Raw genomic sequence first — 19372 nt, 5'->3', positions numbered from 1 at the left:
CCTTCGGGCCACCTTCTCCCCGGCGGGGAGAAGAAACTTGCGGCGATGTTTTTGCCACTCTCACCAGCGTCGTAGAAACCTGCGACGGTGCCTCTCATTTCTTCTCCCCGCCGGGGAGAAGGTGGCCCGAAGGGCCGGATGAGGGGGCAAGGGTCATGATCGATCACACCGGTAAAAAACCATCGAAACGCCGTCCCGGCAAAACCGCGCAGGCGAGAAAACTCCGCCGCGATGAGACCGACGCCGAATATCGCCTGTGGTATGAACTCAAGGGCCGTAGACTGAACGGTTTCAAATTCAGCCGGCAAGTCCCTCTGGGCGCTTACATCGCCGATTTCGTCTGCCGGGAAAAAATGCTGGTCGTCGAACTCGACGGATCGCAGCACGCCTCTTCCCCACACGACCGGCAACGGACGCTTTGGCTAAACGGGCAGGGTTATGCGGTGCTCCGGTTCTGGAACCAAGAGATTTCCGAAGAACTCTCCTCTACGCTGAACACCATCCTCGCCGTCCTGAACGCCGAGACTTTCGCGCCCGATCATCCCGACCGTTATTCGCCTGCCCTTGCCACCGGGAGCACAGTCCAATGACCGCCACCATCATCAAGAACGGCGCCATCGTCACCGCCGACCTCACCTACAAGGCCGATGTGAAGATAGAAGACGGCAGGATCACCGAGATCGGACCTGACCTCACCGGCGGCACCGTGCTGGATGCCACCGGATGTTACGTCATGCCCGGCGGCATCGATCCGCACGTGCATCTGGAAATGCCCTTCATGGGCACCTATTCCGCCGATGATTTCGAGAGCGGCACGCGGGCGGCGCTGGCTGGCGGCACGACCATGGTGGTGGATTTCTGCCTGCCGGAGCCGGGGCAATCGCTTCTCGATGCCCTGCAACGCTGGGACAACAAGGCGACACGCGCCAATTGCGATTATTCCTTCCACATGGCCGTCACCTGGTGGGGCGAGCAGGTCTTCGATGAGATGAAGACGGTGGTTCAGGAAAAGGGCATCAACTCCTTCAAGCACTTCATGGCCTATAAAGGCGCGCTGATGGTGAATGACGACGAGATGTTCGCCTCCTTCTCGCGCTGCGCCGAACTGGGCGCCATTCCCTTCGTGCATGCGGAAAACGGCGATATCGTCGCGCAGATGCAGGAAAAGCTGATGGCGGAAGGCAATGTCGGGCCGGAGGCGCATGCCTATTCCCGACCGCCTTCCGTGGAAGGCGAGGCCACCAACCGCGCCATCATCATCGCCGATATGGCCGGCGCTCCGCTCTATGTCGTCCACACCTCCTGTGAGCAGGCCCATGAAGCCATCCGCCGCGCCCGGCAAAACGGCATGCGGGTCTATGGCGAACCGCTGATCCAGCACCTGATCCTCGATGAAAGCGAATATGCCAATCCCGACTGGGATCACGCCGCCCGCCGGGTGATGTCGCCGCCCTTCCGCAACCGCCAGCATCAGGACAGCCTCTGGGCCGGTCTCGCCTCCGGCTCGCTGCAATGCGTGGCGACCGACCATTGCGCCTTCACGACCGAGCAGAAACGCTTCGGCCTCGGCGATTTTCGCAAGATACCGAACGGCACCGGTGGGCTTGAAGACCGCATGCCGTTGCTGTGGACCCATGGCGTGGCGACCGGCCGACTGACGATGAACGAATTCGTCGCCGTCACCTCCGCCAACATCGCCAAGATCCTCAATATCTATCCGAGAAAAGGCGCGATCCTCGTCGGCAGCGATGCCGATATCGTCGTCTGGGACCCGGCGCTCACAAAGACCATCAGTGCGGCGAGCCAGCAATCGGCCATCGATTACAACGTCTTCGAAGGGCAGAGAGTGAAGGGCCTGCCGCGCTATACCCTCTCGCGCGGTCTTGTCAGCGTCGAGGAAGGGACCATCGAGACCCAGGCCGGCCACGGCCAGTTCGTCGCCCGCGACCCCTACCCCGCCGTCAGCCGGGCGCTTTCCACCTGGAAGGAACTCGTGTCGCCGCGCAAGGTGGAACGCAGCGGCATTCCGGCATCGGGCGTATGACCATGAGCGATGCGCCAAAACGCGAAATCCTCATCGCCGCCGCCATCCTGCTCAACGAGAAGCGGCAGATGCTTGTGGTGCGCAAGCGCGGCACCACGCAGTTCATGCAGCCGGGCGGCAAGATCGATCCGGGTGAAACGCCGGAGCAGGCGCTTCACCGCGAACTGGCCGAGGAAATCGGCCTGAGGCTGCCCGAAAACGCCGCGCGTTATGAGGGCGTCTTTCGCGAGGAGGCGGCCAATGAACCGGGCGCCGATGTCGTCGCCCATGCCTTCACCGCCCGGCTTCATACCGAGGTCACACCGCAGGCGGAAATCGAGGAAGTCCGCTGGCTCGATCTCGACCGCACCCCCGGCGTCACCATCGCCAGACTGACGGAAACCCAGATGCTGCCGCTGGCGCGCGCCGCACTTACGGAAAGTGAAACCAAGCCCCGATGAACCAGGCCTCTTCCTATTCCGTCGTTTCCGCCAGAAAACTGGGCCTCACTTTCGAAACGGGGGATGGCCCGGTCCACGCGCTGTCCAATGTCGATCTCGACGTGAAAAAGGGCGACTTCGTCTCCTTCATCGGCCCTTCCGGCTGCGGCAAGACCACCTTTCTGCGGGTCATCGCCGATCTGGAAAAACACACGTCAGGCGACATCACCGTCAACGGCACGACCCCGGAAAATGCCCGCAAGGACCGGTCATACGGGTATGTTTTCCAGGCAGCCGCCCTTTATCCCTGGCGCAGCATCGAAAAGAACATCGCCCTGCCGCTTGAAATCATGGGTTACAGCAAGGCCGAACAGCGCGAGCGCATCGACCGCACGATGGACCTCGTCAACCTCAACGGTTTCGGCAAGAAATACCCCTGGCAGCTTTCCGGCGGTATGCAGCAGCGCGCCTCCATCGCCCGCGCACTCGCCTTTGATGCCGACCTGCTTTTGATGGACGAACCCTTCGGCGCGCTGGACGAGATCGTCCGCGATCATCTCAACGAACAGCTGCTGAAACTCTGGGATACGACCGGCAAGACCATCTGTTTCGTCACCCACTCCATACCGGAGGCGGTTTATCTCTCGACGAAAATCGTCGTCATGTCGCCGCGGCCGGGGAGAGTGACTGATGTGATTACATCCACGTTGCCGCGGGAAAGGCCGCTGGAGATCAGGGAGACGCCGGAGTTTCTGGCCATTGCCCATCGGGTGCGTGAGGGGTTGAAGACGGGGCATGGCTATGAGGGGTGAGGTCAGCGCCGGCATTGGCTCATTTGGCGGGAGGTTGCCCCACGTTTCTTCTCCCCGCCGGGGAGAAGGTGGCCCGAAGGGTCGGATGAGGGGGCAAGGTTGTGGCCTACCGCTACCCTCGCCCCCTCATCCCGCTGCCGCGACCTTCTCCCCCTCGGGGAGAAGAAGGCAGGCGGCCCTACCTCCATTCCATTCCCAAGCTTTGAGATGGGCGAGACCCAACCGCGAGTCGATCTCCCCCCTTGAGGGGGAGATGCCCGGCAGGGCAGAGGGGGGTAAGCCGCACCCTCGGAGCAAACGTAACCCCCACCCACCGAGGGCGCTGCAATGACCCTCCTCCGCCACCGCATCCTCCCCATCCTCACCGTCCTCCTCGCCATCCTCATCCTATGGCACCTCGCCGTCATCTACCTCAACATGCCCTTCGCCCGCGACCAGGCCACGCGCGCCGGGCAGACACCGGGCTTCCTCGAGCTCCTGCCGCAAACCTTCGCACAGGAGCGCCCGGTCCTCCCCGCCCCGCATCAGATCGCCGCCGAACTTTGGGACACGACCGTCAACAAGGCCATCACCTCCAAGCGCAGCCTCGTCTACCACGCCGGCGTCACGCTTTCGGCCACCCTGCTCGGTTTTGCCATCGGCGCGGTGCTGGGCATCCTGCTCGCGGTCGCAATCATCCATAACCGCGCCATGGATCGCTCCGTCATGCCGTGGATCATTGCCAGCCAGACGATCCCCATTCTCGCCATCGCGCCGATGATCATCGTGGTGCTGAACTCCATCGGCATTTCCGGGCTGCTGCCGAAGGCGCTGATCTCGACTTATCTATCCTTCTTCCCCATCGTCGTCGGCATGGTGAAGGGCCTGAGAAGCCCCGAAACGCTGCAGCTTGACCTGATGCACACCTATAATGCCTCACCGGCCCAGATCTTCTGGAAGCTGCGCTGGCCCTCCGCACTGCCTTATCTTTTCACATCGCTGAAGATCGCCATTGCGATTGCGCTGGTCGGTGCCATCGTCGGGGAACTGCCGACGGGCGCGGTGGCCGGCCTCGGCGCGCGCCTGCTCTCTGGCTCCTATTATGGCCAGACGGTGCAGATATGGGCGGCGCTGTTCATGGCAGCCGGGGTGGCGGCGCTTCTGGTGTCCATCATCGGCATCGCCCACGCTGCCGTCCTCAAGAGAATGGGAGCACGGCCATGACAAATCCCGGCTGGTTTATCGGCGCGATCCTGTTCTGGCTTGCCGCCTGGGCCTTTAACGAATGGCTGGTGCGCCATGCCTTTATTTCTCCGACAGCGAAACACATAAGCCGCCTTGCCGTACCAATCCTCTTTGGCCTTGCCATTATCGTGCTCTGGGAAGGAGTTGTGCGCGGCTTTTCCGTGCCGCCCATCCTGCTGCCGGCCCCAAGCGCCATTCTCGCCCGTCTTCTCAGCTCGCTACCGATCCTCTGGGCGGATTTCCGCCAGACCTTCCTCAAATCCGTGCTGACGGGTTATGTGCTCGGCTGCGGCCTCGGCTTTCTCGTCGCCATCCTCATCGACCGCTCGCCTTTCCTGCAACGCGGACTTTTACCCATCGGCAATTTCGTCTCCGCCCTGCCGGTCGTCGGCGTGGCACCCATCATGGTCATGTGGTTCGGTTTCGACTGGCAGTCGAAAGTCGCCGTCGTCGTCATCATGACGTTCTTCCCGATGCTGGTGAACACGGTGCAGGGGCTTGCCGCCGCCAGCCACATGGAGCGCGACCTGATGCGCACCTATGCCGCCGGCTGGTGGCAGACGCTGATAAAGCTGCGCCTGCCCGCCGCTTGGCCCTTCATCTTCAACGCACTGAAGATCAATTCCACGCTCGCCTTGATCGGCGCCATCGTCGCGGAATTCTTCGGCACGCCTATCGTCGGCATGGGGTTCCGCATCTCGGCGGAAATGGGCCGCAGCAATGTCGATATGGTCTGGGCCGAAATCGCGGTCGCCGCGCTCGCCGGCTCGGGCTTTTACGGTCTTGTGGCGCTCGCCGAGCGGGCCGTCACCTTCTGGCATCCGTCCGTCCGTGGGGGACGAACGTAAATAACGAAAAAGGGAACAGCGATGAAAATGAAACTTGCATCCATGCTTCTTGCCGGCGCGTCACTTCTGACCGCATTTAGCGCCCAGGCCGCCGACAAGATCACCCTGCAGCTGAAATGGGTCACCCAGGCGCAGTTCGCCGGTTATTATGTCGCCAAGGACAAGGGCTTTTATGAAGCCGAAGGTCTCGATGTCGATATCAAGCCGGGCGGCCCGGATATCGCACCGGCGCAAGTGCTGGCCGGCGGCGGTGCGGATGTCATCGTCGACTGGATGCCGTCAGCACTCGCCACCCGTGAAAAGGGCGTTCCGCTCGTCAACATCGCGCAGCCGTTCAAATCGTCAGGAATGATGCTGACCTGCCTGAAAGAAACCGGCATCACCAAGCCCGAGGACTTCAAGGGCAAGACGCTGGGCGTCTGGTTCTTCGGCAATGAATATCCGTTCCTGTCGTGGATGGCGCATCTGAAAATCCCGACCACCGGCGGCGCGGATGGCGTTACCGTGCTGAAACAGGGCTTCAACGTCGATCCGCTTTTGCAGAAACAGGCCGCCTGCATTTCCATCATGACATATAATGAATATTGGCAGGTGATTGACGCCGGCATCAAGCCGGAAGAACTCGTCACCTTCAAATATGAAGACGAAGGCGTGGCGACGCTGGAAGACGGGCTTTACGTTCTCGAAGACAAGCTGAATGACGCCAAGTTCAAGGAGGACATGGTCAAATTCGTCCGCGCCTCCATGAAAGGCTGGAAATGGGCCGAAGAAAACCCTGACGACGCCGCCGATATCGTTCTCGAAAACGACGCCTCCGGCGCGCAGACGGAAAAGCACCAGAAACGCATGATGGGCGAGGTTGCCAAACTCACCGCCGGCTCAAAGGGTGCGCTTGACAAGGCGGACTACGAGCGAACGGTAAAAACCCTGCTCGGCGGCGGCTCCGATCCGGTCATTACCAAGGAACCGACAGGCGCCTACACCACTGAAATCACCGATGCGGCGCTGAAATAGTCTGGGGCGGGAAGATAAGATCGCGCGGCGATGACCGCGCGATCTTGGTGAACGGCAACCTCTCCTCCGTCATCCCCGGGCTTGACCCGAGGATCTACCGACGTTTTGATTGTGGTGATGTGCTTGGATCCTCGGGTCAAGCCCGAGGATGACGGCGTATTGGGCGTTCTCAAAATTCCAGACCGCCCAACGTCGTGGTAACCCATTTGAAGAATTACAATATCCAGACCCATACAAAAATGTATATCAACCATCGCGGCTATGCGGATTGATTTGCACGGCAACAGGAATTACAGTCCCGCCTACAAGACTGCCAACTTTGATCTTGTAAAATAAGCACAGGGCAAAGGTGCTTAAGATTCGCGTTGAGGGGCGTTTGAATCGGGAGGATCGAAAAGGAAGTATTGTGATCCCTTGTTTCACATTCGCTATCGCATGACCTTTTAAGACACGCCCTAGGCTGCAGGACATGCGATCGGATATTGCGCGAGCCAAGACACATGCAGCATAAAGTCACGTTTAACCGCTTTGTATTCCTTCTTCTTTCGGCAGCGGCGCTTCCCCTCTCCGCCACCGCCGAGGGAGAGACGCAGGCGCCGGCCAAACAGCAGAACCTGCCCTCGATCATCGTCGCGCATGCGGCAAAACGCGATCTCGTGGACCGCATCATCGCTACCGGCACGATCCGCCCCGTGGACGAGATTTACGTCCAGCCGCTGGTCGACGGTCTGTCGATCGACACGCTGAACGCCGATATCGGCGACCGGGTGGAAGCGAATGCGGTTCTCGCGGTCCTTTCATCGGACAGTCTGATCCTCCAGAAAAGCCAGCTTGAGGCCAATAAGGCCAAGGCACAGGCCGCTGTTGCGCAGGCCAAGGCACAGGTTCTGGAAGCGGAGGCGAGCGCCAACGACGCGAACCGCCAGCGTGACCGCGCCGCAAAGCTCGGCCAGAGCGGTTCCGGCTCCGTGTCACAGGTGGAGCAGACGCAGGCGCAGGCGGAAGTCGCCGCCGCCAAGCTGAACGCCGCCCGCCAGGCCGTTTTCGCCGGCGAAGCCGATATCAAGGTTGTGGATGCGCAGATTGCCGATATCGACCTGAAATTGACGCGCACCGGCGTGAAAACCCCGGTCGCCGGTATTGTTTCGGCCAAGAATGCCAAGGTCGGCGCGATTGCCAGCGGTGCCGGTGATCCGCTGTTCACCGTCATCAAGGATGGCGCGATCGAACTTGTCGCCGATCTGTCCGAGACGGATATCCTTAAGGTGAAACCCGGTCAGAAAGCCTATTTGACGGTTGCCGGCGGAGCTGAGAAAATAGAGGGCAAGGTGCGCCTCGTGTCGCCCACCGTCGATCCCACCACGCGCCTCGGTTCCGTGCATGTGGTGTTGCCCGAAGGTAGCCCGGCGCGATCCGGCATGTATGCCAGCGCGGCGATTATCGTCGAGGAGACGAATGCGCTCGCCTTGCCGCTGTCGGCCGTCACCTCCGGGCGTGAAGGTTCGACCACCCGCAAGGTGGAAGGCGACGTCGTCAAACAGGTGAAGATCGAGACCGGCATCGAAGACGGCGGTTTTATCGAGATTGTCAGCGGTCTCGCCGCTGGAGACAAGGTTGTCGAGAAAGCTGGGGCATTCGTGCGTGATGGGGACCGGATCAGACCGGTGGAAGCCCAGACGGCTGCGTCCAACTGACTGAGGGAATGAGATGAACTTTTCCGCATGGTCAATCCGTAACCCGATTGCGCCGCTGCTCGGCTTCGCGCTTTTGATGATCCTCGGCATGCAGGCGTTCAACACCCTGCCCATCACCCGTTTTCCGAACATCGACGTTCCCGTCGTGGCCGTCACGGTCACCCAGAGCGGCGCTTCGCCGTCCGAGCTGGAAATGCAGGTGACGAAGGAAATAGAGGATGCCGTCGCCGCCATCAGCGGCGTCGACGAAATCCAGTCCACCGTGGTCGATGGCCAGTCCACCACCACGGTCGTCTTCCGCATCGAAAAGCCGACGGAAGAGGCGGTTCAGGATACGAAGGACGCCATCGACAAGATCCGCAGCGATCTTCCCGCCGATATCGAGGAGCCGATTGTCAGCAAGATCGACGTCGAGGGTCAGGCGATCCAGACCTTCGCCGTCTCCTCGCCCAACATGACGCTGGAAGAACTGTCCTGGTTTGTGGATGACACGATCAAGCGTTCGCTCCAGGGCCAGTCGGGCATCGGCAAGGTGGACCGTTATGGCGGCGCTGACCGCGAAGTGCGCGTTTCGCTGAACCCCGAAAAGCTCGATGCCTATGGCATTACCGCAACCGAGGTGAACAGCCAGCTGCGCGGCACGAACGTCGATCTCGGCTCGGGCCGAGGCCAGGTGGGCGGCAACGAACAGACCATCCGCACGCTCGGCGATACGCGCGATGTGAGCCAGCTTGCCAATACCACGATAGCGCTGTCCAACGGTCGTTTCGTCAAGCTTTCCGAACTCGGCACGGTCACCGACACCTATGAGGAGCAGAAATCCTTCTCGCGCTTCAACGGCAATCCCGCCGTCACCTTCGCGGTGTTCCGCTCCAAGGGCGCGAGCGAGGTCTCGGTCGCCGAAACCGTGGCGGCAAGCCTCGATCAGGTGCGCAAGGATCATCCCGACGTCTCGATCGAAATGGTCGATGACGCCGTCTATTTCACCTATGGCAATTACGAGGCGGCGCTGCATACGCTGATCGAAGGCGCTATCCTCGCCGTTATCGTCGTCCTGCTCTTCCTGCGCAACTGGCGTGCAACGCTGATTGCCGCCGTGGCGCTGCCGCTTTCCGCGATCCCGACCTTCTGGATCATGGATATCATGGGCTTCTCGCTCAACCTCGTCAGCTTCCTGGCCTTGACCCTCGCCACGGGTATTCTCGTGGATGACGCCATCGTGGAAATCGAGAACATCGCCCGCCATATCAAGATGGGCAAGACGCCCTATCGGGCAGCGCTGGAAGCGGCGGATGAAATCGGCCTCGCCGTCATCGCCACCAGCTTCACCATCATCGCCGTTTTCGTGCCCGTCTCGTTCATGCCTGGTATTCCGGGCCAGTACTTCATCCAGTTCGGCCTCACCGTCGCCTTCTCGGTGTTCTTCTCGCTCGCCGTCGCCCGCCTCATCACACCGTTGATGGCGGCCTATCTGATGCGCGCCGAAGATGCGATGGACGATCACCACGACAATGACAGCCGGCTGATGAAGGCCTATACGCGTATGGTCACCGCCACCACCCGCAAGTGGTGGGCGCGATATCTGACGCTGCTCGGCGCCATCGGCTTCCTCGTCGCTTCCGTCATTCTGCTCGCCGGCGTTCCGGGGAGCTTCCTGCCGCCGGACGACGCCTCGCGCGTGACGCTTTCGGTGGAACTGCCGCCCAATGCGACGCTCGACGAAACCGACCGCACGACAACGCAGATTTATCACGCCATCCGCGACATCAATGGCGTGGAAAGCGTCTTCATCCTCGGCGGCGCTTCGCCCAAGGGAGACCTGGAACTGCGCCGCGCCACGGTCAACGTCATCCTGCAGCATATCGACCATTCGCTGCTGAAAACCCTTGTCAACAAGGGCCTCGGCTCCATTCCGCTCATCGGTCAATATCTGCCGAAGGTGGAGGAGAAGGGCCGCACGCGTCCGCAATGGGATGTGGAGCAGGATATTTTCGCGCAGGTGCGCGGCATTCCCGATGTGCGCATCATCAAGCTTAACGACCGCGCGGAACGCGAGCTCTCCTTCAACTTCCTCTCCTCAAACGAGAAGGACCTGAACGACGCCGTCGGCATTCTCGAGAGCCGCCTGCGGGCCTCGCCGATCCTTGCCAATGTCAGCTCGGAAGGCGCCCTGCCCCGGCCGGAATTGCAGATTCGCCCGCGCAAGGATGAAATCGCCCGCCTCGGCATCACCCCGCAGCAGATTTCGCAGACCGTGCGTGTCGCCACCATCGGCGATACCGATGCGCAGCTGACGAAGATTTCACTGGATGACCGGCAGATTCCGATCCGCGTGCAGGCCTCGCTCGATACCCGCCGCGACCTCGCCACCATCCGCGCGCTGAAGATCAAGACCGCCTCCGGATCGCTGGTGCCGCTCTATAGCGTTGCCGATATCGATTACTCGGAAGGTCCAAGCTCGATCAAGCGCAACGACCGCAACCGGGTGGTCTCCATCGGCTCGGACGTTCCCTTCGGCACGGCGCTCGATACGTCGACGGCCGAATTCAAGCGCATCGTGTCGGAAACCGAACTGCCGGCGAGCGTTCGCCTTGCCGAAAGCGGCGACGCCAAGGTGCAGGGCGAAATGCAGCAGGGCTTCGTCAACGCCATGCTGCTTGGCCTGATGCTGGTGCTGGTCGTGCTCATCCTGCTGTTCAAGGATGTCATCCAGCCCTTCACCATCCTGTTCTCGCTGCCCCTTGCCATTGGCGGCGTGGCCGTCGCGCTCATCATCACGCAGAACGCGCTCTCGATGCCGGTTCTCATCGGCATCCTGATGCTGATGGGCATCGTGACGAAAAACGCCATTCTGCTGGTGGATTTCGCCATCGAAATGCGCCGGCACGGCATGGAACGGGTGCATGCCATGGTGGAGGCCGGCCGCAAGCGCGCCCGCCCGATCATCATGACCTCCATCGCCATGTCGGCGGGCATGTTGCCCTCCGCGCTCGGCGTCGGCGAAGGCGGCTCGTTCCGCGCGCCGATGGCGATCGCGGTGATCGGCGGCATCATCGTCTCGACCGTACTGTCGCTAATCGTGGTGCCGGCCTTCTTCCTCATCATGGACGACCTGTCGCGCCTGCTCGCCCACCTCTTCGGCCGCTTCGTCGGCAAGAAAGAAGAGGAGGAAGAGGCCCTCTCCAACGAGAAACTCTCGGAGATCGCCCGCGAAAACAGCCTGGCGCTTTCCTCCCTGGAGGCGCGTGTCGCCGGCATGGAAAAGGGCACCGGCGACAAGGCCGGAGACAAGGGCAGCAATATATTACGACTGCCGCCGCTTGCTGCGGAGTGAAGTTTGCAGCGTAACGATTGAGACGCCGGGCCATCTGCCCGGCGTTTCTTTTTAGGCGGACGTTTAGGCGCAAAGCGTCGCCGCTGGTTTCTTCTCCCCGCCGGGGGAGAAGGTGGCCCGAAGGGTCGGATGAGGGGGCAAGCTCTCCGGACATCGCTACCCTTGCCCCCTCATCCCGCTGCCGCGGACTTCTCCCCGGCGGGGAGAAGAAATATGTGGCACTCGGCTGCTCCATATTCCTCCTCACATTCTCGAGCAAGAATGGTCTCGCCGCATTCCCGCTGTCCCAAATGACAACTCAAATCCCATTTGATCGAAATCAATTCGCTTTCCAGATGAACTGCTAGTCTCCCTCGCATCGGGAATTGCCGGTTGAGGGTTAATGCTATGGGTTCTTTGCAGATAGGCATGAGGGAGAAGGAACTTCCCCGGTTTCGTATCGCTTCGGACAGCCCGGCAAAAGGTTTAAGCGGGAGCCGGATGGACGTGAACAAGACCGTAAAGCTGAGCAACAGGGACAGGAACATTCTGCTGCGTGCACCCTTGATTGGGATAGCGGATGACGCAGCGGCGCTGAAGCTGATGGAGGCGGCGACCATCACCAATGTGAGCGCCCGCCACGTCCTCTTCAAGGAAGGTGAAGCGGCGCAGCATTTTTACTGCGTGCTGTCGGGTTATATCAGGCTTTACCGGCTGGACCGGCACGGACGCGAAGCGGATGTGCGCGTCAGCGGCCCCGGCGATACTTTCAATGAGTGCCTGATCTTCGGCAGCGATACCTATCGTTACAACGCGCAGGCAGCCGAAGCCTGCACCGTGGCGCGGTTTGAACTCACGAGAATCCGCAGCCTGATCGACCAGGAGCCGGCAATCGCCAGGGCCGTCATGCGCTGCCTGTCCAACAGCCTGCTGGCCACCATGGAATGCATCGCCAACGACCGGCTGCAGACGGCGCCGCAACGTGTCGCCAATTACCTCATCAATCAGGGCCCGCGTGACGCGACATCCTTTTCACTGCGGCTGCCATTCCAGAAAAGCCTGCTCGCCGGCAAGCTCGGCCTCGCGCCGGAAGCGCTGTCACGCGCCTTTTCCACCCTGAAAAAGGCCGGCGTCACCGTGCGCGGCCGCATCGTGCAGGTCAACGACGTGGCCGCATTAAAGCAAATCTGACATACGGGGAGAGGATGGAGGGCGGGATGCCTCAGGGCGTTCCGCCTTTCTCTTACAAACCGCCCTGCTCTTTCAGGAAACCAACGATGCGATCCACGCCGTCGCCGCGCTTCATGTCGGTAAAGACGAAGGGCATGGCGTTGCGCATGCGGGTCGCATCGCTGTCCATGACGGTCAGATCGGCGCCGACATAGGGCGCAAGGTCCTTCTTGTTGATGACCAGCAGGTCCGAGCGGGTGATGCCCGGCCCGCCCTTGCGCGGAATTTCCTCGCCCTGGCAGACGGAAATGACATAGATGGTGATATCGGCGAGATCGGGCGAAAAGGTCGCGGCGAGATTGTCGCCGCCGGATTCGATGAAGACCACATCGAGATCGGGAAACCGCGCATTGAGCCCGGCAATCGCTTGCAGATTGATCGTGGCGTCCTCACGAATGGCGGTATGCGGGCAACCGCCCGTCTCCACCCCGACGATACGCTCGGACGGCAGCGCCTGCATGCGCACCAGCGCCTCGGCGTCTTCCTTGGTATAGATATCATTGGTGACGACGGCGACGGAATAATCCCCGCTCATCGCCTTGCAGAGTTTCTCCGTCAGCGCCGTCTTGCCGGAACCCACCGGCCCGCCAATGCCGACGCGCAGAGGCCCGTTACCCGATTTCATCACTCTGTTCCCTTCAATATGCTTTGGTATTTCCACCATAGTCCCTGAACGGGACGCTTCAAGATATGCAAGGATCGTGCCGCGCCTTTCTTTTCCCGCCGGGAAAGAGAAACTCGTGGCCCCCGCTCGCTCTTCAGGACCGGAAAAGCCGCGTGCCCTGTGTTTCATGACGCATCGCCGCCGTATCGGCGATGATCGTGGCGCTGCCGAGGTCATCGAGCGTGGATTGGACGGCCCGTGCCGCCACCTCGACAATCCCCGCCTCGCTTGCGGCCAGAATGGCGACGCCATCCTTCTGTCCCGCGACCCCGAGACGGATGCCCGCTGAAACGATCTGCGAAGCGCCGGCATGCAAAAAGGCGGCAATCGTTTCCCTGAGCGGCACCGCATGGCCGGAAGCAACCGCCCCGACGGCGATGGGATAGGGAACGTCTTTCGGCAACAGCTCCAGAACCGCATGCGGCCATGCGCCAGCGGCGGCAACGAAAGCATCGCCCAGAAGCACCGTCTCGCGGTATCGCTCCGCCGAACCGGCCAGCGCCCGCGCCAGATCGGCCGTTTCGCTCAAGATGGCCGCATCCCCGGCGCTGCGCCAGGCATGCGCCAGAAAAACCGCATCGTTCCACAGGCTGCCGTGGCGCAGCAGCGTTTCGAGCCAGTCGCGCAGGGCCGCCGCATCGCCGACGCGCCGATCCTCCACCGCCTTTTCAAGCCCGCCGGAATAGGAAAAACCACCGACGGGAAAAGCCGGCGACATCCAGGCCATCAACCGCAGCAGCGCGGCGACGCCGCGGTCTTCACTCACGGCTCAACCGTGATCGTGACGGTGATGCCCGTGGTCATGACCATGGGAATGGCCGCCATGGGCGTGGTAAGCGCCGCGTGCCGGCTGGAACGGTTCTTCGACCTCCCGCACGGTAGCGCCCAGACCTTCCAGCATGGCGCGAATGACGTGGTCGCGCAGGATGAGGATTCGCTCTTCCTCGATCTGCGCCGAAAGATGCCGGTTACCCAGATGCCAGGCAAGCTCGATCAGGTGAAGACGATCCTTCGCTTTGATTTCGAACAGCTTTTCATCCGCCGCACGGACCTCGATCAGGTCGCCGTTTTCCACCACCAGAAGATCGCCATGGGCAAACAGCACGGCTTCCTTCAGGTCCAGCATCACCATTTCGTCATTTTGCAGATGCAGCAGCTTGCGGCGCAGATGCCGCTGATCATGCGCCAGAGTGACATAGCCGGAAGCTTCGTCGGCAGGGGTTCCGGCCGGATGATAGGAGGTGACGCGCAGCATGAAATGATCCGTTTCAGAAACAGTCTCGGGAGCCTGATTTTTGCCGGATAGGCGGGGTGATTTCAAGGCGCGATTCCGGGCATGCGCACAGCCGAAGCGAAAAAAGCCCGGCAATGCCGCCGGGCCTTCACAAAATCGTAAAACCGGGATCAGGCCGCAGCGCGCGCCTTCAGGTTTTCCAGAATGTTCTGCGGCGCGGAAACGCCATAGGGGTCGGATTCGCAATTATCCGAATAACCCTCTTCCTCGAACCACTGCTCGACGACGCCATCGTTGACAACGGCGGCGTAACGCCAGGAGCGCATGCCGAAACCGAGATTGTCCTTGGCGACCAGCATGCCCATCTTGCGGGTGAACTCACCCGAACCGTCCGGAATGACCTTGACGTTTTCGAGGTTCTGGCCCTTTGCCCAGGCGTTCATGACGAAGGCGTCATTGACCGACAGGCAATAGATTTCGTCGACGCCAAGCGCGCGGAACTCGCCCGCCAGCTTTTCGAAATCGGGAAGCTGGTAGGTCGAGCAGGTCGGCGTGAAGGCGCCGGGCAGCGAAAACAGAACGACCTTCTTGCCCTTGAAATAATCGTCGGAGGTCATGTCCTGCCAACGGAACGGGTTGGGGCCACCAACGGCCTCATCGCGAACGCGCGTGCGGAAGGTTACGGCGGGCACTTTTTTGCCGAGCATGTCTTGTCTCCTGTTCTGGCGTTTTGCGAGGATCGCCTGGGATCGATCCGCGCGGAATTCTTTTGCCGTTTCCATAGCGCAAGATGCGCTGCGGTGCAGCATAAAAATAGGCTTTGCCGGAGGAAAACCGCGACTTGCGACGATCAATTATGCAGCGCCACCGACCAGCGCAAAAATGGCGGCAACGGTGTCCACCAGCCGGTGCGAACGCCGGCTTCCCGAAGCATCGCCGCCGACCATGTGTTGCAGCCGGCAAGGGCGTTGAACCGGCCGTGCGCCTCGAAAAACGCATCCGTCAGACCATAAGAAACGCCAGGTATCGGCCGCACCCTGTCCCCGATTCCGCCCCCGTCATCGTCCCGCAGGAAGCTTGCGCGAATGACGGCCACGAGGCGCTGATAGCCCGCTTCGGAAATGCGAAGGCGCTCTACCCCGGCAAGATCGACGGAAAAATCCCCCGTCACATCCACATGCATCACCGACCGGTCGAGCGTCAGCGAACGCAGGACCGGCATGGGTTTCAGATCGGCCCAGGTGGGCGTCTCGGTATAAAACGACCGGCCGCCCCAGCCGAACACCAGATAGGCGGCCGCCGGATGGTTGACGGCAATGCCGCCCTCCAGGAACTCGGAAAAGTCCCGCCGCAGATCGTCGTCAACCAAAAGGGCGATATCGGTATGGATCGGGTTGGATAAGAGCAGGATTTCCCTGCTCTTTTCTCCATCGCCCCCATACCGGGCAAAAAAACGGGCGCGGCACGACCGTACCCAGCAGAAGCAGGAGAAGGATCAGCAGCATGCCGCCGCCGATCCACCGTGCGAGACGTCTCAAGACCGGCTGCCGTTAGAACAGGAAGTATCGCTGCGCCATCGGCAGCACCGTTGCCGGTTCACAGGTCAGAAGCTCGCCATCCGCCCGCACCTCGTAGGTCTCCGGATCGACCTCGATATGCGGCGTCAGCGAATTGTGGATCATCGACGCTTTCGAGATACCGCCGCGCACGTTCTTAACCGCCAAAAGCTTCTTGGCGACGCCAAGGCGCTGGGCAAGGCCACCGTCGAGCGACGCCTGCGAGACGAAGGTAACCGAGGAATTGGTGCGCAGCTTGCCGTAAGCCGCAAACATCGGCCGGTAATGCATCGGCTGCGGTGTGGGAATGGAGGCGTTCGGATCGCCCATCGGTGCCGCGGCGATGGAACCGCCGAGCAAGACCATTTCCGGCTTCACGCCGAAAAACGCCGGGTTCCACAACACCAGATCGGCGCGCTTGCCGACTTCGACGGAGCCGATCTCGTGGCTTACACCCTGGGCGATGGCCGGGTTGATGGTATATTTGGCGATGTAACGACGAACACGGAAATTGTCGTTCTCGCCGGTCTCTTCCTTCAGGCGGCCGCGCTGGCGCTTCATCTTGTCGGCGGTCTGCCAGGTGCGGATCGCCACCTCGCCGACGCGGCCCATGGCTTGGCTGTCGGAAGAGATGATCGAAAAAGCACCGATATCGTGGAGAATATCCTCCGCCGCGATGGTTTCCTTGCGGATGCGGCTTTCGGCGAAGGCGATATCCTCGGGAATGGACGGCGACAGGTGGTGGCACACCATCAGCATGTCGAGATGTTCCGCCAGCGTATTGACGGTGTAGGGCCGCGTCGGATTGGTTGAGGACGGAATGACGTTCGGGTTGCCGCAGACCTTGATGATGTCAGGCGCGTGCCCGCCGCCTGCGCCTTCGGTGTGGAAAGCATGGATGGTTCGGCCTCTGATCGCGGCGACCGTGTCTTCCACGAAACCGCTTTCGTTCAGCGTATCGGTGTGGATCATCACCTGCACGTCGTATTCGTCGGCGACTGTCAGGCAATTGTCGATGGCGGCGGGCGTCGTGCCCCAGTCTTCATGCAGCTTCAGGGACGATGCGCCGGCGAGGATCATCTCTTCCAGCGGCGCAGGCAGCGAGGCATTGCCCTTGCCGGCCAGCGCGAGGTTCATGGGAAAAGCATCGAAGCTCTCGATCATCCGCTCGATATGCCATGCGCCGGTGCAGGTGGTGGCGAGCGTGCCGTGCGCCGGGCCGGAACCGCCGCCCAGCATGCAGGTCACACCACTCATCAGCGCTTCCTCGATCTGCTGCGGGCAGATGTAGTGGATATGCGCATCCATGCCGCCGGCCGTCAGGATCTTGCCTTCGCCGGCAATCGCCTCCGTCGAAGGGCCGACGATGATGGTCACACCAGGTTGCGTGTCGGGGTTACCGGCCTTGCCGATGGCATGAATGCGGCCGTTCTTCAGGCCCACATCCGCCTTGTAGATGCCGCTATGGTCAACGATGACGGCATTGGTGATGACGGTATCGACCGCGCCTTCGGCCCGCGTCGCCTGGCTTTGGCCCATGCCGTCGCGAATGACCTTGCCGCCACCGAATTTCACTTCCTCGCCATAGGTGGTGTGGTCCTTCTCGATCTCGATGAAGAGTTCGGTATCGGCCAGACGCACCTTGTCGCCGACAGTCGGGCCGAACATGCCGGCATAAGCGGCGCGGGAAATCTTGTAAGGCATGGGCTCAGGCTCCTTGGAAACACGGCAACGGGCGCAGAAGCGGCTCAGGCAACTTCATGCGTTTCAGTGACATCGTTTTTTATTGGTAAATCGACCACGCACCCCCGCAAAGCTCTGATGAGCGCGCGCGTCATGCTGGCAAAGTCGTTGGCAAGAAAAAGGCGTTCGCTGGCATTCACCAGAAAATCATCCGGCAGAGTTTTAAACAATCGGAGCTGAGCCGAGACGCTTCCATGAGCGGTATCATGAACATCTTCATATTTGTAACTATAGCCTGCCGCTTCTGCCGCTCCCACGACGTACGTCAATCTATGCTGTATACTGGCCGGGCCGGCATCCAGAAAATACGATACGACGAAGCGCTTTACATTCACCTGAACATATATTTTCTGCTCCACGCCGTAAGCAAGCACGCGGTACTGGCAATAATGATTGCCGTGGTCGTAACTCGCCATTATCCGCGTCTTGGTCACAAGTGGATTCGGCCGATAGGATCGAGTGAGCTCCGTAAAGAGATTGTCCTTGTAGTCAACGATGCGCAAGGCGTCAGGGATTTCCCGGATAAGAAAATCTTCGGTTCTTTTTTTCAAAAAGGACACGTTTACGTTAAATCGCGTATAAAAAACAATCGCGATGACGCCCAGTCCGGCGGCGCACGTCTGCGCAAGCGTCAACCCGGTGGTCACCACCCCCGCATCGGCTTTTTCATTCAAAAGAACTAAAACGACCGCTATCGAAAGCAGGAAAAAAAATATCGCGAGCACCGTTATGACGATCTTGGCGCGGCGCGGAATATATAAAATATGTTCGTTGGTCATGGGCTCGGACTGTACTCAAAATTGGTCAGTTAGCGCTTTTAGTTCTTCCGCCCGCTTACGGCTCATGTCGGCAAGGCAAGACGAAATCAGCATCGGCTCCATCGAACCGCCGCGCGCCTGAAAGCCTGAAAGCGCGCAATTGGCGTCACGAAACGCCACCCAGGCGCGCTGGGCAGTCACCAGAGCATCGGCCGCACCCTTGCCGTCGGCATCCGCCGTTCTGTCGCGCTCGGTCACGAGCTTGCGCAGCTTCTGATATTCAGCGTTGAGTTTCTTGTCGGCTTTTTCGTAATCCTTGCCGGCACAGATGGTCATATCCGCCTGCGTCTGCGGGGCCTTGCAATCCGGCTCGCTTTGCGCGGCGGCCGGCAGGGACAGGCCGACGGTCGCGCAGAGAAGCACGGCCGCCATAAGAACGTTTTTCCGGCTCATCTCCATCGCTCAGGCCGCCGCGCCATCGAAAGCCTGCGGCTTCAGCGCCCGGGGGTCGACCCCATCGAGACAATTGGCGTTTACAGCCACCATCGGCGTTCCATCCGGCCCATCGGCATAAGCAAAGCTCTCGATGCCGCAGGTGGAGCAGAAAAGATGATGGATCTTGTGTTTGTTGAAGAGATATTCGCTGAGCTTGTCCTCGCCGGAAAGCAGCGTGAATTTCTCACGCGGCGCAAAAGCGAGCGTGGAACCGAGACGCTTGCAGCGCGAGCAATTGCAGACGACGGTGTGATCAAGATCGGCATCGACCTCGAAGCTCACATCACCGCACTGGCAGCTTCCATGATAATGCGCCGTCGCCAT

18 protein-coding genes and 1 pseudogene are annotated in these 19372 nt (G+C 60.8%); 10 read left to right on the top strand and 9 right to left on the bottom strand.

The window, feature by feature from the left end; translation table 11 throughout:
• The first annotated feature begins 155 nt into the window (after window positions 1–155).
• The 10 genes from AGR1_RS01360 (at window position 156) to AGR1_RS01310 (ending at window position 12559) form a co-directional block, all read left to right on the top strand.
• Window positions 156–590, top strand: a complete 435-nt coding sequence (locus tag AGR1_RS01360; protein ID WP_149145974.1) for an endonuclease domain-containing protein — start codon at window positions 156–158, stop codon at window positions 588–590.
• The gene (hydA, locus tag AGR1_RS01355) at window positions 587–2044 is read left to right on the top strand and encodes a dihydropyrimidinase (RefSeq protein ID WP_149145973.1); all 1458 of its coding nucleotides are present in this window, start codon (window positions 587–589) and stop codon (window positions 2042–2044) included. Before AGR1_RS01360 ends, hydA begins: the two co-directional genes overlap by 4 nt.
• Entirely contained in the window at window positions 2041–2484 is a 444-nt protein-coding gene (locus tag AGR1_RS01350) for an NUDIX domain-containing protein (RefSeq protein ID WP_187772015.1), read from the top strand. The genes hydA and AGR1_RS01350 overlap by 4 nt, the downstream gene beginning before the upstream one ends.
• On the top strand, window positions 2481–3275 hold the full coding sequence (locus tag AGR1_RS01345; RefSeq protein ID WP_149145971.1) for an ABC transporter ATP-binding protein: 795 nt from the start codon (window positions 2481–2483) through the stop codon (window positions 3273–3275). Before AGR1_RS01350 ends, AGR1_RS01345 begins: the two co-directional genes overlap by 4 nt.
• A gap of 327 nt (window positions 3276–3602) precedes the next feature.
• On the top strand, window positions 3603–4478 hold the full coding sequence (locus tag AGR1_RS01340; RefSeq protein WP_149145970.1) for an ABC transporter permease: 876 nt from the start codon (window positions 3603–3605) through the stop codon (window positions 4476–4478).
• Complete coding sequence (locus AGR1_RS01335; RefSeq protein WP_149145969.1) at window positions 4475–5347, top strand: ABC transporter permease; 873 nt, start codon at window positions 4475–4477, stop codon at window positions 5345–5347. Before AGR1_RS01340 ends, AGR1_RS01335 begins: the two co-directional genes overlap by 4 nt.
• A 21-nt stretch (window positions 5348–5368) precedes the next feature.
• On the top strand, window positions 5369–6361 hold the full coding sequence (locus AGR1_RS01330) for an ABC transporter substrate-binding protein (RefSeq protein WP_149145968.1): 993 nt from the start codon (window positions 5369–5371) through the stop codon (window positions 6359–6361).
• 500 nt (window positions 6362–6861) lie between these two features.
• Window positions 6862–8055, top strand: a complete 1194-nt coding sequence (locus AGR1_RS01325) for an efflux RND transporter periplasmic adaptor subunit (RefSeq protein ID WP_149145967.1) — start codon at window positions 6862–6864, stop codon at window positions 8053–8055.
• A gap of 13 nt (window positions 8056–8068) precedes the next feature.
• Window positions 8069–11389, top strand: a complete 3321-nt coding sequence (locus tag AGR1_RS01320; RefSeq protein WP_149145966.1) for an efflux RND transporter permease subunit — start codon at window positions 8069–8071, stop codon at window positions 11387–11389.
• A 480-nt stretch (window positions 11390–11869) separates the two neighbouring features.
• Complete coding sequence (locus AGR1_RS01310; protein WP_149145965.1) at window positions 11870–12559, top strand: Crp/Fnr family transcriptional regulator; 690 nt, start codon at window positions 11870–11872, stop codon at window positions 12557–12559.
• A 52-nt stretch (window positions 12560–12611) separates the two neighbouring features.
• On the opposite strand, the gene ureG is transcribed toward AGR1_RS01310, so the two are convergent.
• From ureG to AGR1_RS01265, 9 genes and pseudogenes are all read right to left on the bottom strand, one after another.
• Window positions 12612–13223 carry an urease accessory protein UreG gene (gene ureG / locus AGR1_RS01305; RefSeq protein ID WP_006315013.1) on the bottom strand — a complete coding sequence of 204 codons (612 nt, stop codon included), beginning with the start codon at window positions 13221–13223 and terminating at the stop codon, window positions 12612–12614.
• A gap of 133 nt (window positions 13224–13356) precedes the next feature.
• A complete protein-coding gene (locus AGR1_RS01300; RefSeq protein ID WP_187772014.1) occupies window positions 13357–14028 on the bottom strand; it encodes an urease accessory protein UreF in 672 nt (223 codons plus the stop codon).
• 3 nt (window positions 14029–14031) lie between these two features.
• Window positions 14032–14517: an urease accessory protein UreE gene (ureE, locus tag AGR1_RS01295; protein WP_187772013.1), complete on the bottom strand. Its 486-nt coding sequence runs from the start codon at window positions 14515–14517 to the stop codon at window positions 14032–14034.
• A gap of 149 nt (window positions 14518–14666) precedes the next feature.
• On the bottom strand, window positions 14667–15203 hold the full coding sequence (locus AGR1_RS01290; RefSeq protein ID WP_080789905.1) for a peroxiredoxin: 537 nt from the start codon (window positions 15201–15203) through the stop codon (window positions 14667–14669).
• Between the two features lie 143 nt (window positions 15204–15346).
• Window positions 15347–16001: pseudogene (locus tag AGR1_RS01285) on the bottom strand (TIGR02117 family protein).
• A 45-nt stretch (window positions 16002–16046) separates the two neighbouring features.
• Window positions 16047–17756, bottom strand: coding sequence for an urease subunit alpha (ureC, locus tag AGR1_RS01280; protein ID WP_006315008.1), 1710 nt, complete (start codon window positions 17754–17756; stop codon window positions 16047–16049).
• Between the two features lie 44 nt (window positions 17757–17800).
• The gene (locus AGR1_RS01275; protein ID WP_149145963.1) at window positions 17801–18574 is read right to left on the bottom strand and encodes a hypothetical protein; all 774 of its coding nucleotides are present in this window, start codon (window positions 18572–18574) and stop codon (window positions 17801–17803) included.
• A 15-nt stretch (window positions 18575–18589) separates the two neighbouring features.
• On the bottom strand, window positions 18590–19012 hold the full coding sequence (locus AGR1_RS01270; protein ID WP_162927302.1) for a lysozyme inhibitor LprI family protein: 423 nt from the start codon (window positions 19010–19012) through the stop codon (window positions 18590–18592).
• Window positions 19013–19015: 3 nt separating this feature from the next.
• On the bottom strand, window positions 19016–19372 hold the full coding sequence (locus AGR1_RS01265) for a GFA family protein (protein WP_080789901.1): 357 nt from the start codon (window positions 19370–19372) through the stop codon (window positions 19016–19018).

Source organism: Agrobacterium sp. B1(2019) (assembly GCF_008274755.1).
GTDB lineage: Bacteria > Pseudomonadota > Alphaproteobacteria > Rhizobiales > Rhizobiaceae > Agrobacterium > Agrobacterium salinitolerans.
Note: the sequence above shows the minus strand (reverse complement) of the source record. Positions and strands in the feature narration are given on the sequence as shown.

Bases quoted from the DNA above. Each gene is read 5' to 3' on its own strand.
- AGR1_RS01360 (WP_149145974.1), top strand. From the start codon at position 156: ATGATCGATCACACCGGTAAAAAACCATCGAAACGCCGTCCCGGCAAA.
- hydA (WP_149145973.1), top strand. From the start codon at position 587: ATGACCGCCACCATCATCAAGAACGGCGCCATCGTCACCGCCGACCTC.
- AGR1_RS01350 (WP_187772015.1), top strand. From the start codon at position 2,041: ATGACCATGAGCGATGCGCCAAAACGCGAAATCCTCATCGCCGCCGCC.
- AGR1_RS01345 (WP_149145971.1), top strand. From the start codon at position 2,481: ATGAACCAGGCCTCTTCCTATTCCGTCGTTTCCGCCAGAAAACTGGGC.
- AGR1_RS01340 (WP_149145970.1), top strand. From the start codon at position 3,603: ATGACCCTCCTCCGCCACCGCATCCTCCCCATCCTCACCGTCCTCCTC.
- AGR1_RS01335 (WP_149145969.1), top strand. From the start codon at position 4,475: ATGACAAATCCCGGCTGGTTTATCGGCGCGATCCTGTTCTGGCTTGCC.
- AGR1_RS01330 (WP_149145968.1), top strand. From the start codon at position 5,369: ATGAAAATGAAACTTGCATCCATGCTTCTTGCCGGCGCGTCACTTCTG.
- AGR1_RS01325 (WP_149145967.1), top strand. From the start codon at position 6,862: ATGCAGCATAAAGTCACGTTTAACCGCTTTGTATTCCTTCTTCTTTCG.
- AGR1_RS01320 (WP_149145966.1), top strand. From the start codon at position 8,069: ATGAACTTTTCCGCATGGTCAATCCGTAACCCGATTGCGCCGCTGCTC.
- AGR1_RS01310 (WP_149145965.1), top strand. From the start codon at position 11,870: ATGGACGTGAACAAGACCGTAAAGCTGAGCAACAGGGACAGGAACATT.
- ureG (WP_006315013.1), bottom strand. From the start codon at position 13,223: ATGAAATCGGGTAACGGGCCTCTGCGCGTCGGCATTGGCGGGCCGGTG.
- ureE (WP_187772013.1), bottom strand. From the start codon at position 14,517: ATGCTGCGCGTCACCTCCTATCATCCGGCCGGAACCCCTGCCGACGAA.
- AGR1_RS01290 (WP_080789905.1), bottom strand. From the start codon at position 15,203: ATGCTCGGCAAAAAAGTGCCCGCCGTAACCTTCCGCACGCGCGTTCGC.
- ureC (WP_006315008.1), bottom strand. From the start codon at position 17,756: ATGCCTTACAAGATTTCCCGCGCCGCTTATGCCGGCATGTTCGGCCCG.
- AGR1_RS01275 (WP_149145963.1), bottom strand. From the start codon at position 18,574: ATGACCAACGAACATATTTTATATATTCCGCGCCGCGCCAAGATCGTC.
- AGR1_RS01270 (WP_162927302.1), bottom strand. From the start codon at position 19,012: ATGGAGATGAGCCGGAAAAACGTTCTTATGGCGGCCGTGCTTCTCTGC.
- AGR1_RS01265 (WP_080789901.1), bottom strand. From the start codon at position 19,372: ATGGCGACGGCGCATTATCATGGAAGCTGCCAGTGCGGTGATGTGAGC.